2 protein-coding genes are annotated in these 4,184 nt (G+C 76.4%); one reads left to right on the forward strand and one right to left on the reverse strand.

Annotated elements, in window-relative coordinates:
• Window positions 1–1,381, reverse strand: a 1,381-nt coding sequence (locus AOK18_RS27390; RefSeq protein ID WP_240503332.1) for an NsdA family TPR-like regulatory protein, incomplete at its 3' end; no start/stop codon positions are given.
• A gap of 718 nt (window positions 1,382–2,099) precedes the next feature.
• Here AOK18_RS27390 and AOK18_RS27395 point away from each other — a divergent pair.
• Window positions 2,100–4,184 (forward strand): asparagine synthase-related protein (locus AOK18_RS27395; RefSeq protein ID WP_055696072.1); only part of this gene is annotated, 2,085 nt, incomplete at its 3' end.

Genomic DNA, 4,184 nt, shown 5'->3' on the forward strand with positions numbered 1-4,184 from the left:
GCACGGGCTGCGGCTCGTCGTCTCGGCGGTCGCCGAACTGGAGTCGGGCAACCTGGACGCCGCCTGCGAGCAGGGGGTGCGGGCGGTGGAGGTGGCCGGCCGCATCTCGTCCGCGCGCACCACGGAGTACGTCAGGGACCTCCTGCACCGTCTGGAGCCCTACGGCGACGAGCCGCAGCCCGTGCGAGCGGACGAACTCCTCCGTCGGCCGCGACAGCGCCTGCTCGGTGAAGCGGCGGACCTGGCGGGGCGCCTTCAGGTCGCGGTAGCACTCGGCGGCGTCGGCGGCGAAGCGGTCGTAGGAGTAGAAGCCCAGCCAGACCGGGTCGCTGTCGCCGGGGCGGGAACGTTCCAGCCAGCCCTCGGCCGCCTTCAGGGCCGCGCCGGCCGCCGGCGCGTCACCCGCGCGGGCGTGCGCGCGTGCCTCCACCAGCCGGAAGAAGCTCATGGTGCGGGCCGTGGCCAGGCCGCGGTTGCGTTCCAGCGCGGCCTGGGCGAGGTCGACGCCCTCGTCGCCGAAGCCGCGGTAGGTGGCCTGCAGGGACATGGAGGCCAGGACGTACCCGCCCAGCGGGACGTCGGCCGCCGCGCGGGCCAGGCGCAGGGCCTGGATGTAGTAGCGCTGGGCGGCCTCCTGCTGGCCGGTGTCGAAGGCCATCCAGCCGGCGAGGCGGGTGAGTTCGGCCGACGCGCCGAACAGGGAACGGCCCACGTCGTCGGCGTAGGAGCCCAGCAGCAGGGGGGCCGCCTCGACCCGCAGGCACTCGGGGACCATCGACGAACGCCAGTCGCCGCCCCCGTACTTGGAGTCCCAGCGGCGCGCGTCCTCGGCGGCCTCGCGCAACTTGCGCACATCACTGTGGCCGACCCTGGCCGGCGTGGCGGAGCCCTCCGCGGGGCTCACCTCGCGCGCGACCGAGCTGTCGGCCGGGGTTATCAGCCAGCGCGAGGCGGGCGTCGCGTACGCGCTCACCGCGAACGACCCGGCGAGCGACTGCCAGATGCCCCCGGACCCCGCGCGGCGGCCGGCCAGGTCCAGCCGGTACAGCTCGGTGGCGGACTTCACCGCCTGTCCGACGTCCCGGGGGAAGGCCAGGCCCACTTCGGGCGCGGGATCCGCGTCCGCCAGGCCGATCTCGTGGAGCGGCACCGGGCGGCCGAGCTTCTGGCCGATGGCGGCGGCGATCAGGTGGGGCGCCGCGCCCTGCGGCACCATGCCCTTCGACACCCAGCGCGCCACCGACGTCTTGTCGTAGCGCAGGGTCAGCCCGCGCTGGGCGCCAAGGTCGTTGACGCGCCGCGCGAGGCCCGCGTTGGAGATACCCGCGAGGGCGAGGACGGTGCCGAGCTTTTCGTTCGGCCCGCGTAGCTCCCTGGACATGCGCCACCCCTCGACACAGACGGCTGCCGCTCTGGCATAACCGCGCGGCATTCGTAAACCCAGCGTAGTTCGCCGCATCCCAAGCGTTAAGGGGCATTCTTCCGGATGGCGGGATTGTGTTCCGTACTGAAGTGCGGGTCCGATACGCGCAGTTGCGGCATGCTCCCGGCGTGTGGCCGTGCGCCCGTGCGTGCGCTCTCCTCCGGCCGCGGCGGGGGCGATTCCATGGTTTCCGCGTGGGTCGGCCCGCTGTACTGGATCCAGTGGGCTGGGGGACACCGCCGCCTTCATCCCCGCGGGCGGCGGAACGGTCCGGGAGGCGCACCCCGCCTCCCGGACCGCACGGCTCCCCGGCGGTGCGCAGAGCCTGTACGGAGCGTGTTCGAGGTCATCCTCGCCGCTCCGAATTGGCCGAAAATCGCCCCCTGCCCTTTCCCCGTCATCCGCCCGTCTACCATGCCAGTTGAGGGCGCGTTAGTGGTTCTTGGGGCGCATTGGGGGGCGCATTCGCGTCGCGGCGAGGCGGGCGCGCAGGTGGCCGGGAGCGGACGATCTCCCTTCCTCGGGCGGGCGTTCGGATCGGGGTAGGAGTATCCGCCGGGGCGCATCCGACGGAGCACATGCGGCACCGGCACCCCTCCTGAGCGCCTCCTTCATGGCAGCATGGGTGAACCGGCCCATGCGGTGCGCCGGTTGTCCACAGCCTGTGGAGGCGTCGATGCGGTGGTTGGTGGGATGGAGCAGCGCCGCCGCGGGCGCCCTGGCGTACGGCTCCGCCGGCGCCACCGGCCCCGACGGCGAGACACTGCAGCCGGTGGGCTCCCATCCCCTGTGGGGCGACCCCGACCCGCTGTGGGCGGTCGGCGACTGGCGCCCCGACGAGGTGCGGGTGGTGACCGGCGACGCCGAGACGCGGATCGCCGTCCTCGGCACCTGCGGCGCCTCCGACGAACAGCTGCGCGTCGCCCTGTTCGCCGCGCGCGGCGGCGCGCTGCGCCACCTGACCGCCTGGCCGGGCAGCTACACCGCCGTCGTCCAGGTGGGCCGCCGGGTCACCGTCTGCGGCGACCTCGCGGGCGCCCGACCGGTGTTCCACACCCCGTGGGAGGGCGGCACCGCCTACGCCACCGCCGCGCTGCCGCTCGCCGACCTCGTCGAGGCCAACCTCGACTTCGGCCACCTCGCCGCGCTCCTGGCCGCCCCCGACGTGCCGGCCGCGCTCCACGACTCCACCCCGTACGACGGCGTGAAGCGCGTTCCGCCGGGGCACGCGCTGATCCTGCGCGCCGGGGCACGCGAGATCGCCGGGTACGAGCCCGTCGCCTCGCTCGCCGTCGCCGCACCGCCCGCCGACCCCGACCGGGCGGTGGACGCCGTCCGGGACGCGCTGGTCGAGGCCGTACGCACCCGGCTCGCCGCGCCCCGGCACGTCCCCGGCGCCGACATCGACCCCGGCCCGGTGCCGGGCATGGGCCCCGCCGAGCGCCGCGCGGCGCGCGGGATGCCGGTGCCCGGGATCGGGGCCGACCTCTCCGGCGGGCCCGCCTCCGGGACCCTGGCGCTGCTCGCCGCCGGACTGCCGGGCATGCCGGGCACCGTGCTGGGGCACGGCACCGGCGCGGGCGAGCGGCTGCTCGCCGTCACGTTCAACGACCTCGCGGGCGGCCGGGCCGGCGCGGGGAGCGGTCCGGCCGGCGGCCGGGCGGACGAGATCGCGCGCGCCGGGGCGCTGGCCGCCAACCCCCGGCTGCACCACGTGGTCGTCCCCGGCGGTGAGGACACCCTGCCGTACGCCGACCTCGACGGGCCGCTCACGGACGAGCCGGCCCCCTCCCTGGTCACCGCCGCCCGGCACCGGGCACGGCTGGCCGCGGGCAGCGCCGACCACTTCACGGGATACGGGGCCCGGCAGGTGCTCGACGCGCACCCCGCGCGCCTCGCCGACCTCCTCATGGACCGCAAGCGGCGCCACCTCGTACGGCCCGTCGCCGCGCTGGCGAAGGCCGACGGGTCCGTGATGGTGCCCGCGCGCGTGTACGCCGCGGCCCGGCGCCTGGCCCGCACGCCGTACCGCACGGGACTGGAGGCCCTGGCGGAGCAGCTGCTGCGCCACCAGCCGGCCGACGGGGCCCCCTGGGGCGCGGCGGACGCCTCGCTGGCCGCGCTGACGTGGGGGAGACCCGGTCCGGCGGCGCGCTGGCTGACCGGGGAGGCGCTCGCTGAAGTATCGGTTCGTCTCCAGGCGTCCACCCGCCGGTCCGACGTGGGGCCGGGGCAGCGGCCCGGCGACTTCCGCGCGCGTGCGGCCCTGGCCCGGCACGCGGCCGGCGTCCGGGTGCTGGAGCAGGCCGCCGAGATCCGCTTCCAGCGGCTGCACACGCCGTTCCTCGACAACCAGGTCGTCCGCGCGTGCCGGGGGCTGCCCGAGGCGCTGCGGGTGAGGCCGGGGGCACGGGCCTCCATCCTGCGGACCGTGCTGGAGGGGGCCGGCGTGCGGGACCTGCCCGCCGGATGGGGCGCGCCGACCCAGTCGAACGCCGCCGCCGAGGCGCGGACCGGGCTGCGGGCCGCCGCGGACACGCTGGTGACGTTGTTCGACACGCCGCTGCTCGCGGAGGCGGGGCTGGTCGAGGCCCGCGTGGTGCGCAAGGCGCTGCGGGCCGCGGCGGAGGGGGAACCGCTGCCGCTGGACGGGCTCGCGGACCTGGTCGCACTGGAACTGTGGCTGCGGCGGCTGCTGGCGCGGCGGGGGACGTGCTGGACGGGCACCCCCGGACGGCAGCGGGCGGTGCCCGGGGGCATC

It is taken from the genome of Streptomyces prasinopilosus, from assembly GCF_001419695.1.
GTDB classification, from domain to species: Bacteria; Actinomycetota; Actinomycetes; order Streptomycetales; family Streptomycetaceae; genus Streptomyces; species Streptomyces prasinopilosus.